Here is a 15,972-nt window from a genome sequence, read left to right on the forward strand (position 1 = left end):
CCCCGGCGCGGGAACCGACCCGTGCCGTCAGGCGGGCGTCTCAGGCGGGCGCGTCCGCCGGGCGTTCCGCCTCGTCGGCGGCTCCGCCCGCCCCCACCAGGCCGGTCGGGACGGTGGCCAGCCGCGGCTCGAAGCGGCGCATCTCCCGCTGCCCCACCGTCGCGATCAGCCCCGGCAGATACCCGCGCACCGACTGCATCCCGCGCAGCCACCACTGCGCGTACACATGGGCCGAGCGCCGCTCGATGCCTGAGACGATCCGGTCCACGGCCGGGCCGAGCGGGTACGTCCGGTTCGACGGCCACGGCAGCCGCTGCCGCAGCTCGCGCATCACGTCGTCCTGGTCCGCGCCGCGCACCATGTCCGTGTCCGTCCAGGACAGATAGCCGACGCCGACCTTCACCCCCCGGTAACCGACCTCGGCGCGCAGGCTGTGCGCGAACGCCTCCACGCCCGACTTGGACGCGCAGTACGCGGACATCATCGGCGCGGGCGTGATCGCGGCGAGGGAGGCTATCTGGAGGAAGTAGCCGCGGCTCTCCAGCAGGACCGGCAGGAAGGCCCGTCCGGTCACCGCGCTGCCGATCAGATTGACCTCGATCACCCGCCGCCACGCCACCGGGTCGGAGTCGAGGAACGGCCCGCCGGCGGCCACGCCCGCGTTGGCGACCACGACGTCCACCTTGCCGAAGCGCTCCTTCACCTCCCGGGCGACCCGGGCCATGGCCTCGTGGTCGGTGACGTCCGCGTGCCAGTGGTCGCAGTCGCTGTGCAGCCGGGCCGCGACCTTCTTCAGCTCGTCCGGCTCCAGGCCGACCAGCGCCACCTTGGCGCCGCGCGCCGAGAGCTTGCGGGCCAGCAGTTCGCCGACGCCGCGCGCGGCGCCCGTGACGACCGCGACCTGTCCGTCGAGGCTCTGCCTGCTCATGCTGCCTCCTCCTCGGCCGGCGCCCCGCCGGCCCTCGTCGTCCCCGGCGCGCCGCCGGACACCCGTTGTCCCGGTACCCCGGCCGAACCGCCGCCGGGCGACCCGCCGGCGTCCGGCCCGTGGGCCTCCGACCCGCCGGCGTCCGGCCCGTGGGCCTCCGCCCCACCCGCCGACAGCCCTGCCACGCGCACGAGTTCGCGGATCTTCGCGGTGACCGCCTCCGGCGCCTCCACCGGGGTCATGTGCCCCATGCCCGCCAGCTCGACGAGTTCCCGGCACTGCGGGAGGTCGAGCGCGAGCCGCTTGGCGTGCACCAGCGGGGTCAGCCGGTCCACCGTTCCGGCCAGGACGATGACGGGCAGGTCGAGCGCGCGCACGCCCTCGTCCAGGTCGAGATCGCCGAGCACCTGCGACCAGTCCACCCGGGCCCGGCGCGGGCAGGCGTGCACGATGCGGGCGCAGGCGTCGACCCGCTCCGGCGCCGAACCGGGCCCCATCGTGGCGTACTTGAGGATGGCGCGGGAGACGGGTGTGACCGGCCCGAGGGGCGCCCTGGCGCCCAGGACCAGGTGGGTGAGCCGGCTGCGCAGCGGACCCGGCCGCAGCGGCACCACCAGCGACTCGTCGGCCAGCCGGGCGCTGCCCGTGCTGCACAGCAGCACCGCGGCGGCGTGCTCGCGGAAGGCGGGGCGGGTCGCCGCCGCCATGATGGTCATACCGCCCATGGAGTGGCCCGCGACCACGGCCCGTTCGCCCGGTGCGAGGACGGTACGGAGCACCGCCTCCAGGTCGTCCGCGAGCCGTTCCGTGCCGACCTCGGCCGCCGGGGTGCGGCCGTGGCCGCGCTGGTCGTAGGCGACCACCCGGTGGTCGGCCGCGAGGTCCCGGATCTGGGCCGCCCAGAAGTGGGTGGAGCAGGTCCAGCCGTGCGCGAGGACCACGGTCGGAGCGCCCTCGGGGCCGTGCACCTCCACGTGGAGGTGCGAGCCGTCGGCAGAGACGGCGGTGAGCTCGTGCGCGGGGACGGGCGGTGCCCCCGCCCGCTTCAGCAGCCTGCTCATGCCACGGCCTCCTTGCCGGCCCGGCCGGCCCTGCCCGTCGCGGACGCCTCGTCCGTCGCGGACGCGGGGGCCGCGGCCGGGACGGCGGCGGGGCGGGGCCGGCGCACGACCTCGTACTCGGACAGGTCCACCCGCCGGGTGGCGTTGCGGAACTCGGTGGTCGTGCCCGGCCAGATCGTGGTGTTGCGGCCGCTCGCGTCCAGGTACCAGCTGGTGCAGCCGCCGGTGTTCCACACCGTGCGCTTCATGCGCTCCTGCACCCGCCGGTTCCACGCGTGCACGGCCGAGGCCCGGGCGGAGAGCACGCTGTTCTCGCCGAGGACGGTCAACTGGCGCAGGTAGTCGGCCATGTAGTTCAGCTGGGACTCGATCATCAGGATCATGGAGGAGTTCCCGAGGCCCGTGTTGGGGCCGATGATGGTCATCCAGTTGGGGAACCCGGCCGCGGTCGCGCCGCGCAGCGACTCCATGCCGTCCTTCCACGCCTCCGCCAGCGTGATCCCGTCGGCGCCCACCACCCGGTCCGCGATCGGCATGTCGGTGACGTGGAAGCCGGTGCCGAAGACGATCGCGTCGACCTCGGCCTCCGTCCCGTCCGCCGCCACCACGGTCGAACCGCGCACCTCGCTCAGCCCGGAGGCGACCACGTCCACGTTGGGCTGGGCGATCGCCGGGTAGTAGGTGCTGGAGAGCAGGATGCGCTTGCAGCCGATGCGGTAGTCGGGCGTCAGCTTGGCCCGCAGCGCCGGGTCCTTGATGGACTTGGCCATGTTCGCCTTGGCGAGCCGCTCCACCAGGCCGAGTTCGTTCGGCCGCTTGGTGAACGCCTGGACCTGGAGCTCCCGGATGCCCCAGAGCAGCCCGCGCCGGGCCGCGCCCGTGAACGGGAGCTGCCGGTGCAGCCAACGCTCGGCCCCCGAGATCCTGCGGTCGACCCGGGGCATGACCCACGGCGGGGTCCGCTGGAAGAGCGTCAGGTTCGCGACCTTCGGCTGGATCGCGGGCACGATCTGGATCGCCGAGGCGCCGGTGCCGATCATGGCGACGCGCTTGCCGGTCAGGTCGTAGTCGTGGTCCCAGCGGGCCGAGTGGAAGACCTTCCCGGGGAAGGTGTCCAGACCGGGGATGTCCGGCGTCCTGGGGTCGGAGAGCGGCCCGGTCGCGGAGACCACGACCTGCGCGGTGAAGCGTCCCCGCGAGGTCTCGATCTCCCAGCGGGCGGTGTCCGCGTCCCACTCCATCCGCAGCACCTCGTGGTTGAGCCGCAGGTGGGGGCGGAGCCGGAAGGTGTCCGTGACGTGCTCCAGGTACGCCCGGATGTGCTCCTGGCCGGAGAAGGTCCGCGGCCACTCGGGGTTGGGCGCGAAGGAGAACGAGTAGAGGTGGGACGGCACGTCGCAGGCGCAGCCCGGGTAACTGTTGTCACGCCAGGTGCCGCCGACGGAGTCCGCCCGCTCCAGCACCACGAAGTCGGTGATCCCCTCGCGGCGCAGCCGGACGGCGGCGCCGAGGCCGCCGAAGCCGGATCCGATCACCGCCACACGTACGTGCTCGTGCTGCCGCTCCTGCTGCTCGGTCATGCCTGTGCCTCCCGCTGAAACCGCCGAACGTCCCGTGTCGCCGTTCCGTGAGGGGCGACGCCCCCACGGAAACGCTGCCACCAATCACTGGCATGGTTGGGAGAGTAGAGCAGCGGCATACCGAGCGGTAGGGGTAGGACCCGACAAGTTACCGGCGGTACAACATAGGCTTCCGGTGTGACTGGAGCGCGTGAGTACCGCATGGAGGAATTGGCCGAGGCGGCCGGCATCACGGTGCGCACCCTGCGCTTCTACCGCGAGCGGGGGCTCATACCGCCGCCCCGCCGCGAGGGCCGGATCGCCTGGTACGACGACCACCACCTGGCCCGGCTGCGCACCATCGCGGGCCTGCTGGAACGCGGGCACACCCTCAACGGCATCGCGGACCTGGCCGCCACGTTCGACAGCGGACGAGACGTGGGCGAGGCCCTCGGACTCGTCGAGCCGACCGAGGAGACCCCGGTCCGGCTCACCCCGGAGGAGCTGGCCGACCACTTCGAGGGCGAGGTCACCCCGGAGAATCTGGCGAAGGCCCTGGAGCTGGGTTACCTGGCCGTCGACGGCGACGAGCTCGTGCACGTCAGCCGGCGCCTGCTGGACGTCTCGGCCGCGCTGGTGCGCGAGGGCGTCCCGCTCCCGGCGGTCATGGAGGCGGGCGTGCGCATCCGCGAGCACGCCGAGGCGCTGGCCGACCTCTTCGCCGAGGTGATGCTGAAGCACGCGGACGGGGCGGCGGACGTGGAACGGCTCCGTCCGCTCGCCAAGAGCGTGGTCGACGCGGAGCTATCCATGGCGATGGACCGCCGCCTGGCGGGCGAGCGCGCGCCGGGACCGCGCCCGCCGGGGCCGACGGCACCCGCCTGACGGGTCCGGGGCTGGGCCTACCCGGGCCCGCCTGACGGGTTCAGGGCGGTGCCTGCCCCGGCCCGCCCGACGGGTCCGGGGCGGGCCGGGTCAGGCGAGGCGGTAGACCGCGCTCACCGGCGCGTGGTCGCTCCACCGCTCCGCGTGCGTCGCCGCCCGCTCGACCCACGCCTTCACCGCGCGCTCCGCGAGCCCCGGCGTCGCGACCTGCAGATCGATGCGCCAGCCCGTGTCGTTGTCGAAGGCGCGCCCGCGGTAGGACCACCAGGAGTACGGCCCCTCCTGCTCCGGGTGGAGGGCGCGGACCACGTCCACGTACCCGGCCTCGTCGTAGACCCGCGAGAGCCAGGCGCGCTCCTCCGGCAGGAAGCCCGCGCTCTTGCGGTTGGCCCGCCAGTTCTTGAGGTCCGCCTCCTGGTGGGCGATGTTCCAGTCGCCGCAGACCACGACCTCGCGGCCGTCCGCCGCCGCGCGCTCCCGCAGCCCCTTCAGGTACGGCAGGAACTCGTCCATGAAGCGGACCTTCTCGTCCTGCTTCTCGGTCTCCGCCTCACCGGACGGCAGATAGAGGCTGGCGACCGTGACACCGGGCAGGTCCGCCTCCACGTACCGGCCGCTGCCGTCGAACTCGGCCGAGCCGAAGCCGGTCCGGACCGCGTCCGGCTCCCGCCGTGTGAAGAGCGCCACACCCGCCCGGCCCTTGGCCGAGGACGGCGCGAAGACCGTGGACCAGCCCTCGGGGCTGTGCACCTCGGCGGGGAGCTGCTCCTTCTCGGCGCGCACCTCCTGGAGGCACACGACATCGGCGGAGGTGCCGGCCAGCCACTCCACGAAGCCCTTCTTGGCGGCGGCCCGCAGACCGTTCACGTTCACGGAAGTCACGGTGATCAAAACATGCTCCTGCAGAGTGGCTGTTCATCATGGGGTCAGGAACCGTCGGCCCACGGGCCAGGTTCCCACACCGGCCGGCGCGCGACTCGCGGCCCGGTCGGGGCACGCACGAGCGGGGACCTGGTGCAGCAGCCGCCTCGACAGGCTGTCCCTGCGGTCCAAAGATCACCACACGGCGCCACCGCCGACCGCGGGACAGAGCGCTCGTGTTCGACAGGCCCGGACCCGGCCGCCGTCGCGGCGTCGACCGGACCTGTCAGCGCCCGTACGACAACGCCCTGGTGGAGAGCGAGATCGGCCGGTCCGAGGGCGAACCGGCGTCTCTACCGAGGCCGGGGCGGTTCGCAGAGCGGTTCAGCAGCCGGTGACCTGGGCCAGGAGCGAGACGAGTCGTGTGATTGAGGCCGGCGTGAGGGCTGCGTAGCCGATGATCAGGCCGCCGCGCGCGTCTGGCGGGGATACCAGACGGCATTCCGCGAGCCCCTGGACGTCGAATCCGTTGCCGCGCAACAAGGCCAGCACGGTCGACTCATCCACTCCGGGTGGGAGCTCCGCCAGCAGGTGCAGGCCACTGGCGTCGCCGCGCACCACGATGTCTGACGCGGTAGCAGCGAGTTCGGCGACCAGGTGCGAGCGCCGCGCATGGTAGTTGCGGCGCATCTGGCGGACGTGCCTGTCGTAGTTGCCGGTCAGCAGCATGTGCGCGAAGGCCAACTGGTCCATCGCCTGCCCCGACCCGTTCGTCGTGGCACGGCGTTCCACGAGGCGTTGGTGCCAGGTCTGCGGGCCGGTCATCCAGCCCAGCCGCAGCGCGGGGGCCAGAGTCTTACTGACCGAGCCCAGCAGGACGGTCACATCCGGGGCCAAGCCCTGCAGACATCCGACAGGGTCGCGGTTGTAGCGGAACGCGCCGTCGTAGTCGTCCTCGATGAGCAGGACGTCGTGCGCACGGGCCAGGTCGATGAGAGCACGTCTGCGCGGAGCCGACAGCAGCACACCGGTCGGGTACTGATGCGCCGGCGTGAGCAGGACCGCACCCAGCCGGCCCGGCTCTTGAACGGAATCCACCATGATGCCCTCGTGATCCACCGGTATCCCGACCACGTCGAGCCCCAGCCCGGCCATGAGGTCGCGCGTACCAGGACTGGCCGGGTCCTCTACGGCGATACGCTGCCGACCGGTCGCCGTCAGTACGTCGGCGAGCAGCGCCAACCCCTCGGCGACTCCGTTGACCACCAGCATCAGCTCCGGATCGACCACCGCGCCCCTCGTACGACGCAGGTGCCCAGCCAGCTCGACACGCAGCTTCTGATGTCCCCGGGGGTCCCCGTAGCTCAGATCCGCGTTGCCCATGGTGCTGAGCGCGTGCCGGTACGAGGCGAGCCATTTGGTACGGGGGAAGCCACTCAAGTCCGGCAGGCCGGGGCGGGCCACCGGGGCCGGCGCCGACAGCTGCGGCGGTGCCGGGCTCGCTCTGGTGACCGAGTCGGCGACCCACGTACCGGCACCCTGGCGTGCGAGAAGGAAACCTTCGGCGAGCAGTTGCTCATATGCGGCAACGACCACGCCCCTGGAGACGCCGAACACATCAGCCACCGACCGGCTGGGCGGCATGAGCGTGCCCGACGGCATGTCTCCGGTGCGAATCAGATCACGCAGCAGGCCAATGAGCCGCAGTGCCAGCCCGCCGGAACCGCCACCCTCCAGATCGCCGAGCGCGATGCGCAGTTCCTCCGCCGAGCACCTGCGAATTGGTCCCTCGAAGTGCCCTGCGGATTGGCTCTTGCGACGGTCCATTACCCCATCCTAACTTCGCCGCATGATGAGAGGTAGCGTGTTCGCGGCTTCCGCGATGATCATGGTCGGCAGCTCGGTCGCCGTAATGGGGTTGCTCCGCCACTTCCCCGTCTACGCTGGTCAGGCACTGCGGTTCGCACTCGCCGCAGCCTTGCTTCTGATCGTCCTGAAGAGACAGGAACGCCGTAACGGCGAGCGTCCTCCGAAGGTGACCGGTCCGCAGTGGCTGCGCATCGCCGTGCTGGCCGCGATCGGAATGGTCGGCTTCAATGTCGCGGTCGCGGCGGCCGAGCGGCATACCGATCCGGCACTGGTCGGCGTGATCGTCGGCTGCGCACCTGTGGTCATCGCCCTGACAACCCCACTACTGGCCAGGACGTCCCCGAGTGGACGCATCCTGCTCGCAGGCGTGGTCGTCACAGCCGGCGCCGCAGTGGCGCAGGGCCTCGGTTCGTCCGCCAGTCTCCTCGGCGTGGCCCTCTCCGTGGGGGCACTGTTCGGAGAGGTCGCCTTTGCTCTGGTCGCGACGCCGCTGCTCGCGACCCTTGGCCCCTTGCGCGTCTCCACCTACGCGTGTGTGGCAGCCGTCCCCCTCTGCCTGATCGGCATGATCACGACGGGCCAGTACGCGGTGCCCGACACGCGTGAACTGATGGCGCTGGTCTGGCTCGGCGTGGTGGTCACCGCATGTGCGTATGTGCTGTGGTTCACCTCCGTCAGCGCGATCGGCCCCGAGCGGGCCGGCCTGTTCACGAGCCTCATCCCCATCAGCGCCGTAGGCGTCACCGCGCTGATCGGGACCGGCGAGCCCACTTCGGGTCACGTGATCGGCGCGATCGTCGTTCTTCTCGGGCTGCTGGTCGGCCTGACCGCGAGCAAGGAGCCAGAGCTCGTCGTGGCCGGCCACCGCGGGTGAGCCCTCCTTCGGCAACCCTCTTCGGGCGGCTGCCCGACAGTTCTCGGCTCGGCCGCCGACGGAGCCGGGGCCGTCTCGGTGCCTGTGGCGAGGCTGCTCCGGCTGAGGGCCAGGGTGCCCTCTCGGGCGGACGCCGGATGCCACCGCTCCGGTCTGGGGGTGCTCGCAGGGGGACGGGTGGGTCTGCTGGTCAGCAAGAATTCGGTGGCGGCAGCCGTCACTGGCTGCCGCGTCCCGGTCAGGCCCCGTGCCGCGCGCCGTACGCCGAGGTCGGCGGTGGGTGCCTACGGGCGGCGGGTGAAGGAGTGCAGCCGGTCGACCTGGGTGAAGCCCGCCCGGTCGTACATGCCGTTGGCCGCGGTGCGGTCCCGCTCCGGATCACCGGCGGGTGCGTCGTCGTCGACGTAGAGACCTCGCGGGCGCCGAGTCCGGCCAGCACGTCCAGGGCGGAGCCGAGCAGGGCCAGGCCCATGCCCCGGCCCCGGGCGGCCGGGGTGACGCCGATCCACCACAGCACGCCGATCCCGGCGACCGGTCGCCCGATGGTGGCCTCCGCCAGGAGTTCCCCGCCCTCCCGCACCTCCAGCTGCTTGCCCGGCGGGTCCTCGCAGTCCTGAACGGTGCAGTTCCCGGCGTGCGGCAGCCCGGCGATCGGCAGCCGCGCGCGCATGTAGCGCCACACGTCACGGCCGGTGAGACCGGCACGCTCGAGAGCCGCCCGAGTGGCCTGGCGGTGGCCGGCCGGCAGGCCCTCCAGCCCAAGGGTCAAGGCGGAGGCGAACTCGAAGGCGTGCACCTCGCGCCGGCCGAACTGGTCGAGTGCGCGGGCGATCAGGGCCTGCGCGACGACCCGCTCCTCACGGCAGTGCAGCCACAGGACGAACCCGGCCCCGTCGCCGGGGCGGATGGCGTAGGAGACGACGCCGAGCACCACGCCTGTCTCGTCGCAGACCACCTCGGTGACCGGCGGGGCCAGCTCGGCCCACCATCCGCCGTCGATGAACGAGCGGCCTGCCAGGGCCTGGTCGAGCATCGCGGGCGTGGTGATCGGCTGGCCGGGCAGCCGGTCGGCGCCGACCAGGTCGAGCACGGCCGGCTCGTCGCCGGTCCGGTAGGGCCGCACCCACAGCTGTGTTGCCGCGCGGGATGTCGTGAACGCCACGAGTGTGGTCACCTTCCTTGCCGTCTTCCCCCAGCCTGGCCCCGCCGCGACAGCGGCCTGCCACTCACCCCGTCACACAGGCCAGGTGCGAAACGTTCCAGCGGCGCATGACGTCACGGTGATCATGGGCAGCCTCCCGACCCCGGGGCCGGGAGCCGGGCACCTTTCGGACAGCCGTACGCTTTTCAACATGCAGCTCAGACCCACGGCCTTCGACCACCCCGACGCGGTGAAGCTCAACGACCGGGTCCAGCTCGAGTACATCGAGCGCTACGGCGACGGCGAGGGCGACGCCACGCCCCTTGACGCGTCCATGTTCGTGCCCCCGCGCGGGCTCTACCTCCTCGCGTACAACGGCGACCACCCCCTGGCCACCGGCGGCTGGCGCACCCAGGACGCCAACGACATGGGGTACTCGGACGGTGACGCCGAGCTCAAGCGCATGTACGTGGTCCCCGAGGCCCGCGGCCTGGGCCTCGCCCGCCGCATCCTGGCCGCCCTGGAGGACGACGCCCGCGCCGCCGGCCGCGTCCGCATGGTCCTGGAGACGGGCGACATGCAGCCCGAGGCCATCGCCCTCTACGCCTCCAGCGGCTATGAGCCCTGCGCCAAGTTCGGCCACTACCGCTACTACGAGAGCAGCCGCTGCATGGCCAAGCCGCTGCGCCTCGCGGCCTGACCCTCCGGGCCCGGCCCCCGCCCACCCCACGCCGCCCTCACCGCCCGGCGGTCGTAGGTCCCGGTGGGGACGGCACCCTGGCCCGTAGCCCTCCCGGAGGACCGCAGGAGGGTCACGGAGGGGGACTACGACGGCCCCCTCCCCCGCCTACCGTCATGATCACCGAGCTGTGAAGGACAGTGACATGACGGTTCATCAGACGACGGCGGCCCGGCCGGAGGCTCTCTCCCCGCCCCTGCCCCCGCCCGCGGCGGACGGTGGCGGCCCTGACAAAGGGACCGGCGAAGCGGCCGGCACAGGGGCCGGCGGCAAGGCGTTCGCGCCCGAGTACCAGGGGGCCCTGGGCTCCCTGTCGGTCAACTCCTCGCTCCACGAGGTCGTCGAGCGCGGCCTCGCGGAACTGCGGGCCGCCGAGGCCGCCGGCGACCACCGGGAGTCCGCGCGCTGCGGGATAGCCGTCGCGGAGGCGTACCGCCGACTGGGCCGGATCGAGGACGCCGAGCGGATATGGAAGTCCAGCTACCGCACCGCCCGCGTGGCGGGCGACCTCGGCGGCATGGCCTGGGCCGCCTGGAGCGGCGGCACCCTCGCACGGCAACGCGGTGCGCTCCCCCTCGCGTACCGACTGCTGCGCATCGCCGCCGACCTGGGCGAACGCGGCGGGGACGTGGTCGCCCGTGGCTACTCGCTCGCCGGGCTTGCCGAGACCGGCCGCATCCAGGGCGACTACGAGGCCGTGGGCCGCCTGCACGAGCAGCTGCTCGCCGAGGCGCGCCGCCGGGGCGAGGCCCGCCACACGGTGTGGGCGCTGGAAGGCATCGCGCAGATGCACCGCAACACCGGCTCCTTCGACACCGCCCTCGCCCTCTTCGAGGAGGCGGCCCGGACGGCCGAGCGCGCCGACGACCGGCGCGGCCGCGCCTGGGCGCTGCGCGGGGTCGCCGATGTGCTCTCCGCCCGCGACGGCGACACGGACCGGGCCCTCACCCTGCTGGCCCAGGCCGCGGAGCTGTGCCGGGAGATACGCCTGGCGGGCGCCCTGGCGTACAACCGCAAGATGCGCGGCAACGTCCTCTACCGGGCCGGGCGTTACACGGAGGCCCGGGAGGAGTACACACGCGCGCTGGCGGAGTTCCGGGAGATGGAGGAGGCGCGGGGCACGGCGCTCGCCCGGCTGGGTCTGCTCAAGTCCCGGGCCAGGCTGGGCCGGGACGCCGCGGAGACCGCTTCCGAGCTGGCGGACCTGCACGGTGAGCTGCGCCGGATCGGCCTGCTGCACGCGGACCGGGTGGTCGTGCGGGCGGCGAAGGAACTGGGCGTCGAACCGCCGCCGGGAGCGGAGGCGGAGGCGGAGGCCGCGGGCACGGGGACGGTGGTCACGGGCACGGGCAAGGGGGCGGTGGCCACGGACACGGGGGCGGTCCGATGAGCCCTGGCCGTTCCGCCGCCGCCCCGCCCGCTCCCCCGGCCCCACCGGTCCGTGCCGAGGAGGCGCGGTCCGCCCTGGACCGCTGCCGCGCGCTGGCCCGCCCGGCCCTGTCCCGCGCACTCGGCGAACTGGACCCGTGGACCGGGGAGATGGCCGCGTACGCCCTCGGATGGCAGGACGTGCACGGCGCCCCCGCGCCCGGCGCCTCCCAGGGAAAGGGCGTCCGCCAGACCCTCGCCGTGCTGGGCGCGGAGGCGGCCGGCGCACCGGGTGCGGCGGGCGTCCCGGCGGCGGTCGCGGTCGAACTCGTCCACGCCTTCTCCCTGCTGCACGACGACCTGATGGACGGCGACGAGACGCGCCGCCGCAGGCCCACGGTCTGGAAGGCGTACGGCCCGGGGCCGGCGGTCCTCGCGGGTGACGCGCTGTTCGCCCTCGCCGTGCGGACGGTGGCGCACACCCCGGACGCCGTCGCCCCCGCCGCGATGCGCCGGCTCTCCGTGGCCCTGGCCGATCTGGTCCGGGGACAGGCGCAGGACCTGGTGCACGAGGACCGCCCCTGGCAGGGCGCGGGCGCGGTGAGCCCGCAGGAGTACCGGGTCACCGCGGAGCTCAAGACCGGTTCCCTGCTCGGCTGCGCGGTGGCGACGGGCGCGCTCCTGGGCGGGGCGGACGAGGAGGCCGTGGAGGCCCTGGACCTGATGGGACGTCATGCGGGCGTGGCGTTCCAGCTCGTGGACGACGTCCTCGGCATCTGGGGCGACCCGGCCGCGACGGGCAAGCCGGTCCACGGCGATCTGCGGCGCCGCAAGAAGACCTACCCGGTCCTCGCCGCCCTCGCGTCCGGCGACCGCGCGGCCCGTGACCTGGCCGCCCTGCTGTCCGACCCGGCGTGCGGCCCGGCCCCGACGTTCGCCCCGAAGCCTGCGTGCGACTTGACGCCGGCGTGCGACACGGACCCGGCGCGGGCCGGGGGACGGGGCGCCGGGCTCCCGGGTGACGCGGACGACGCGTGGGCGGCGCGGGCCGCCGCGCTGGCGGAGGCGGCGGGCGGACGATCGGCGGCCCTGGCCGAGGCGGGCCGCCATCTCACCGCCGCCCGCGCCGGCCTGCGCGCCGCCCCCCTCGCACCGGGTGCCGCCCGCACGATCGACGCCCTGCTGACCCGCCTCCACACCCGCACGGGCTGACCCGGCTCCACACCCGCACGGGCTGACCCGCCTCCACATTCGCACGGGCTGACCCGCCTCCACATTCGCAGGGGCTGACCCGGCTCCGCGCGCACCCGCAAACGCCGAGGTCCCGGCCCGACACCAGGTCGGACCGGGATCCCGGACACCGCACGGTCCGTGGCCGTCAGGCGGTGGCGTCCGGCTCCCTCCTGCGTCGCCGCGTCCACCACACCAGCGCCCCGCCGGCGGCGGCGATCGCCGCCGCGATACCCGAGATCAGGCCGACGGGCGTGTCCGAACCGGTGTCGGCCAGGTCCCCGCCCGGCCCCTTGCCCGGCTCCCTGCCCGGCGGCACCGGCTGCGGGGAGCCGTCACCCGGCCCCGAGGGGTCCGGCGCCGGGTCCGACGGCGGCGGCCCGCCGGGCTCCCCCGGCTTCGTCGGGGAGGGCGTCGGCGTCGGCGTCGGATCGGACCCGTCGCCGCCACCGCCCGGGTTGTTCCCGGCGGTGTTGCCGCCGAGGTAGAGGGTGCCGGCGTTCTCGGCGTCGTCCGTCATCGCCCGGACCGAGGTGTCCTTGGTGCGCGGCAGATAGCGGTGCTCGGCCTTGAAACGCTGGGCGGAGACGTTCCGCTTCGGCGCCTTGGACATGTCGACCCCGCCGACGATGTAGATCATCGTCCCGCCGGCCGTGGGCACGTCGTACTGGAACTCGCCCTCCGTGTAGATCTTCCGGTACTTCTGGAACAGCTCGTTCTTGTCCCACTTCTCGTTCGGCGCGCGCAGCGGCCACCGGGAGACGTCGTCGCTGTCGATGATCTTCCGGTAGTCCGTGGGCGCGGCCGCGTCCTGCTGGCGGACGAACTCCGCGGCGACCCGTGCGTTGTAGACGCGCCGCAGGTCCGCGTAGTGCGGGGCGGTGTTGATCTGCTTCTCGACCGCCGGGACGATCATGGCGTCGATCACCGCCTGGGCGGCCCGGGTCTGTGCCTCGTCGGGTGTGCAGATCGGCTCACCGGGTCCGGGCGTCTGCGTCGTCTGCGCGGTGGACTTCAGGCGCAGGGGCGCGTCCAGGATGTAGATCCCGCCGTCCTGCTCGCGCACCTGGGCGGGCTTGGGCTCGATCCAGTTCCGCAGGCCCGGCATACAGGGCTTGCCGTCCTCCTTCGGCAGGGCCGCCCAGTAGCGCCGGCCGAGATCCGTCGCCGGGTCCATGGCCTTGTAGAAGTCGTGCTTCATCCGGAGGTCGGCTTCGAGCAGGACCCGCCCGGCGTCGGTCCTCCCGAAGCGCGCGTCCATGATCCGGTCGGGCTCGTCCGGGTTGAGGTTGACCCAGAACTTGTCCGGCGTCAGGGCCAGCCAGGTGTTGAACGCGTCGGAGATGAGCTGGGCCTTGGCCTTGCCGCCCCAGCCGGAGTTCTCCTCCGGGTCCTCCTTGGCGCTGAAGGCGTAGTCGACGCCCTTGCCCTTGACCGGCTTGCCGACGTACTTCAGCTCCAGGGTGGAGAAGTCCACCCCGCCCGGTCCGCGCAGCGCGCTCCGCCCCGGGCACCTGACGCGCGGCCTCGATCTGGCGGCGCATGGTCTCCGGCGTCGGCTGCGAGCGGTTGATCATGTCCGCGCCGCCGGTGCGCGCCCCGGGCTGTCCGGGCGGTGCCATCAGCCCGTTGCCCGGCTTGTGGGGGCTGCCGCCGGCCGGGGGCCTCTCCACCGCCGAGGACAGGTGCTGGTAGGTGGTGATGGCGCGGGACGGCGCGTTGCCCCGCAGTTCGTTCACGAACTTCGTGGTCCCGGCCTTCTGCTGCTGGCCGTGCACGATGGTGTAGCGGGACCCGTTCCACTTCGGGTCCTTGGACCAGGCGCGGTCCTTCGGCGCCTGCTTGGGGTCGTGCTTGCCGTTGGACTTGATCTCGACGATGTGGTTGGTGCGCTTGTTGTACGCGTCCAGGGTCCGCCGGTGCTCGACTCCGGTGTCCGGGTCCTTGAAGACCACGTCCTTCTGGCAGATCCAGTCCGGGCCCACCAGCCCCATGTCCCGTACGACCTTGGCCTCGTAGGCCTTGCCGCGCGGGTCGTGGCCGGACGGCGGTATGTACGCCTCGCGCAGCCAGGTGCCGAAGTCGGCCCAGCGGTCCGGGTAGTTCTTGCGGGCTTTCTCCCAGTAGGCGTAGACCCGCTCCCTGGTGCCCTTCCTGTAGTCGTCGGGGTTGTCGCTGAACTCGCCCGGCTCGGGGGCGGGCAGCCCGTCCCACCTCAGTCCGCCGTTGACGTAGTCGTAGGTGTCCCAGAGCGCCTTGACGCGGGAGGCGTCACCCGCGGGCAGTCCGCCCGGGCGCACCCCCTTGATGCCGTACAGCTCGTCGCAGCGCTTGCCCGGGTTGAGCGGCTTCGGGCCGGGCGCCGCGCCGGCCGTTCCGGTGAGCGCCGGCAGCGCGCCGAAGGACATCACCGCGGCGCAGGCGGCGGCGACGGCGGTGCGCGTGAGCGTGCGCAGGCGGCCTTGTCGTGATCGTGGTGTCGTTGGGTGCACGTCGATTCCCTGAGGGCCCCCACAGGGCAGTCTCCCGCACGGCACCAGGGCCCCCGTGGTCGATTGGCACCGGCGAGAACCGTCACCCTAGGGGTGTCATGCACCTGAAATTCTGGGGTTCGGCCGGCCTGTCGCCGACCAACTCCGTTTGTCCACAGGATCGTTGCAAGCGGTACCGGGCACCACCGTTAGAGTCGCCCGGTATGGGCTTCGAGAACGACGAGGACGGCTCCGCGGACGAGTTCGACGACGGCGTCGACGACGAGGCCACGTGGCTCGCCGACCAGGAGAGGCAGCACGCGGTGGACCGGCTCCGCTGCGACAACCCCGTCCTGAACGAGTGGCTGGCCGCGCGGCGGGCCGCGTTCCCGGCGTGGGCACAGCGGTACGGCGGCGACTGGGACTTCGGCCTCGCCTCGCTCGACCGGCTCGAAGCCCTCCTGCGCTCCTCCTTCTCCTCCTACGAGGAGGCCCGCTCGCAGCAGGACGACCCCTTTCTGCTGGGCGCCGCCTGGTACCTGGGCGAGGTGCACAACCGCGCCTGCGGCACCGTCTGGCAGCTCCACCCGGACGCGCCGGACCACCCGCCGTACACGGCGCAGCCGTTCGTGAAGGTCCCCTGGGAGCGGAAGGACGAGTACGAGGACGCCGAGGGCATCGAGGACGACGCCCGCCCCCTGTACGCCCCGGCCGACGGCATCTGCCGCCTCTTCACGGACGGCCCGCCCCGGCATCTGCGGGACGCGTTGGACCGCTACGACCCGACGGCCTAGTTCCGGGCCCGGAGCGAGGGCCCCTCGCTCCGGAACGACGAAATCCCGCCCAGCTGGATGAGCTGAACGGGATCCCGTGAACCGTCCGACCGGAGTCGTACGAGTCGTTGTGGACCTGTGGGGATTTGAACCCCAGACCCCCTCGATGCGAACGAGGTGCGCTACCAGACTGCGCCACAGGCCCTTGCGACG

13 protein-coding genes and 1 tRNA gene are annotated in these 15,972 nt (G+C 73.0%); 6 read left to right on the forward strand and 8 right to left on the reverse strand.

Annotated features, from left to right (window positions below):
* Positions 1–40 precede the first annotated feature (40 nt).
* From C593_RS0108715 to C593_RS0108725, 3 genes are read right to left on the reverse strand one after another with little or no spacing between them, the layout of a single operon-like run.
* A complete protein-coding gene (locus C593_RS0108715) occupies positions 41–928 on the reverse strand; it encodes an SDR family oxidoreductase (protein ID WP_018846915.1) in 888 nt (295 codons plus the stop codon).
* Positions 925–1,989 carry an alpha/beta fold hydrolase gene (locus tag C593_RS0108720; protein ID WP_018846916.1) on the reverse strand — a complete coding sequence of 355 codons (1,065 nt, stop codon included), beginning with the start codon at positions 1,987–1,989 and terminating at the stop codon, positions 925–927. Before C593_RS0108720 ends, C593_RS0108715 begins: the two co-directional genes overlap by 4 nt.
* Complete coding sequence (locus C593_RS0108725) at positions 1,986–3,569, reverse strand: flavin-containing monooxygenase (protein ID WP_018846917.1); 1,584 nt, start codon at positions 3,567–3,569, stop codon at positions 1,986–1,988. Before C593_RS0108725 ends, C593_RS0108720 begins: the two co-directional genes overlap by 4 nt.
* A gap of 201 nt (positions 3,570–3,770) precedes the next feature.
* Between C593_RS0108725 and C593_RS0108730 the strand changes: the two genes are divergently transcribed.
* Positions 3,771–4,433, forward strand: a complete 663-nt coding sequence (locus C593_RS0108730) for a MerR family transcriptional regulator (protein ID WP_026277496.1) — start codon at positions 3,771–3,773, stop codon at positions 4,431–4,433.
* 90 nt (positions 4,434–4,523) lie between these two features.
* Here the strand turns inward: C593_RS0108730 and C593_RS0108735 are convergent, their stop codons facing one another.
* Together C593_RS0108735 and pdxR are read right to left on the reverse strand one after the other, a co-directional pair.
* Complete coding sequence (locus C593_RS0108735; RefSeq protein WP_018846919.1) at positions 4,524–5,324, reverse strand: exodeoxyribonuclease III; 801 nt, start codon at positions 5,322–5,324, stop codon at positions 4,524–4,526.
* A 354-nt stretch (positions 5,325–5,678) separates the two neighbouring features.
* Complete coding sequence (gene pdxR / locus C593_RS0108740) at positions 5,679–7,121, reverse strand: MocR-like pyridoxine biosynthesis transcription factor PdxR (protein ID WP_018846920.1); 1,443 nt, start codon at positions 7,119–7,121, stop codon at positions 5,679–5,681.
* 37 nt (positions 7,122–7,158) lie between these two features.
* Here pdxR and C593_RS29110 point away from each other — a divergent pair, with 37 nt between their 5' ends.
* On the forward strand, positions 7,159–8,037 hold the full coding sequence (locus tag C593_RS29110) for a DMT family transporter (protein WP_018846921.1): 879 nt from the start codon (positions 7,159–7,161) through the stop codon (positions 8,035–8,037).
* 238 nt (positions 8,038–8,275) lie between these two features.
* On the opposite strand, the gene C593_RS29115 is transcribed toward C593_RS29110, so the two are convergent.
* The gene (locus C593_RS29115) at positions 8,276–9,199 is read right to left on the reverse strand and encodes a GNAT family N-acetyltransferase (RefSeq protein WP_486591091.1); all 924 of its coding nucleotides are present in this window, start codon (positions 9,197–9,199) and stop codon (positions 8,276–8,278) included.
* Positions 9,200–9,389: 190 nt separating this feature from the next.
* Here C593_RS29115 and C593_RS0108755 point away from each other — a divergent pair, with 190 nt between their 5' ends.
* The 3 genes from C593_RS0108755 to C593_RS0108765 all read left to right on the forward strand — a co-directional run bounded on the left by C593_RS0108755 (position 9,390) and on the right by C593_RS0108765 (position 12,497).
* On the forward strand, positions 9,390–9,878 hold the full coding sequence (locus tag C593_RS0108755) for a GNAT family N-acetyltransferase (protein WP_018846923.1): 489 nt from the start codon (positions 9,390–9,392) through the stop codon (positions 9,876–9,878).
* Between the two features lie 184 nt (positions 9,879–10,062).
* Positions 10,063–11,307: a tetratricopeptide repeat protein gene (locus C593_RS0108760; RefSeq protein ID WP_018846924.1), complete on the forward strand. Its 1,245-nt coding sequence runs from the start codon at positions 10,063–10,065 to the stop codon at positions 11,305–11,307.
* A complete protein-coding gene (locus tag C593_RS0108765; protein ID WP_018846925.1) occupies positions 11,304–12,497 on the forward strand; it encodes a polyprenyl synthetase family protein in 1,194 nt (397 codons plus the stop codon). Before C593_RS0108760 ends, C593_RS0108765 begins: the two co-directional genes overlap by 4 nt.
* Positions 12,498–12,663: 166 nt before the next feature.
* Here the strand turns inward: C593_RS0108765 and C593_RS32935 are convergent, their stop codons facing one another.
* Positions 12,664–13,992: a hypothetical protein gene (locus C593_RS32935; RefSeq protein WP_158686808.1), complete on the reverse strand. Its 1,329-nt coding sequence runs from the start codon at positions 13,990–13,992 to the stop codon at positions 12,664–12,666.
* A gap of 1,218 nt (positions 13,993–15,210) precedes the next feature.
* On the opposite strand from C593_RS32935, the gene C593_RS0108775 reads away from it, so the two are divergent.
* Entirely contained in the window at positions 15,211–15,780 is a 570-nt protein-coding gene (locus C593_RS0108775) for a hypothetical protein (protein WP_018846929.1), read from the forward strand.
* A gap of 110 nt (positions 15,781–15,890) precedes the next feature.
* Here C593_RS0108775 and C593_RS0108780 read toward each other — a convergent pair.
* Positions 15,891–15,964: transfer RNA gene (locus tag C593_RS0108780), tRNA-Ala, on the reverse strand.
* Between the last annotated feature and the right edge of the window lie 8 nt (positions 15,965–15,972).

Source organism: Streptomyces sp. CNT372 (assembly GCF_000377145.1).